Source organism: Sphingomonas endophytica (genome assembly GCF_001476895.1).
GTDB lineage: Bacteria > Pseudomonadota > Alphaproteobacteria > Sphingomonadales > Sphingomonadaceae > Sphingomonas > Sphingomonas endophytica_A.
Genome location: NZ_LDTB01000247.1, coordinates 1 through 633 on the forward strand (window position 1 = coordinate 1; position 633 = coordinate 633).

Annotated in this window: 2 protein-coding genes; one reads left to right on the forward strand and one right to left on the reverse strand. The window is 75.0% G+C overall.

All coding sequences use genetic code 11. From position 1 onward, the window contains the following. Nucleotides 1-351, forward strand: a 351-nt coding sequence (locus NS334_RS17005) for an MBL fold metallo-hydrolase (protein WP_153002826.1), incomplete at its 5' end; no start/stop codon positions are given. Between the two features lie 34 nt (nucleotides 352-385). Here the strand turns inward: NS334_RS17005 and NS334_RS17010 are convergent. Then, on the reverse strand, nucleotides 386-633 hold a 248-nt coding region (locus NS334_RS17010; RefSeq protein ID WP_153002827.1), incomplete at its 5' end, for an EAL domain-containing protein.

The following is a 633-nucleotide window of genomic DNA, read 5'->3' on the forward strand; positions in this document are numbered from 1 at the left end:
GTCTCGCTCTGGCGCGAGTCCGACCGGACGCTGATCGCGGGCGACGCCTTCATCACCACGGCGCAGGAATCCGCCTACGCGGTCGCCACGCAGGCGCCGGAACTGCACGGGCCGCCGATGTACCTGACGATCGACTGGCCGGCGGCGCGCGCGTCGGTGCGGGCGCTCGCAGCGCTCGCCCCGGAGCGGGTCATCACCGGGCACGGCCGGCCGCTGAAGGGGCCCGAGATGCGCCGCGCCCTCGACGCCCTGGCGGAGGATTGCGACCGGGTCGCGGTTCCGGAGACGGGCCGGTTCGTGGAGCACCCGCTCGGGGCCGCCGACGGCTCCGCCTACCGGGCGCCGCGCTGACCCGCGCGACGCCGCGCGGGCGGCGTCCCACGCCTCACGAGGCCCGCGCCAGATCCGGGAACGGGGCCGGGGATCGCGCGGCGGCGAGCACGTCGTCCATCTCGGCCTTCGGCATGGCGTGGCCGAACAGGTAGCCCTGGCCGAAATGGCAGCCCTGGTCGGACAGCCAGTCGAGGCTGGCGTCGGTCTCGATCCCCTCGGCGGTGGTGGAGAGGCCGAGGCTCGCCCCGAGCTTGATGATGGCGTCGACCAGCTTCGCCCGCTCGTCGCCCATCGTGATGG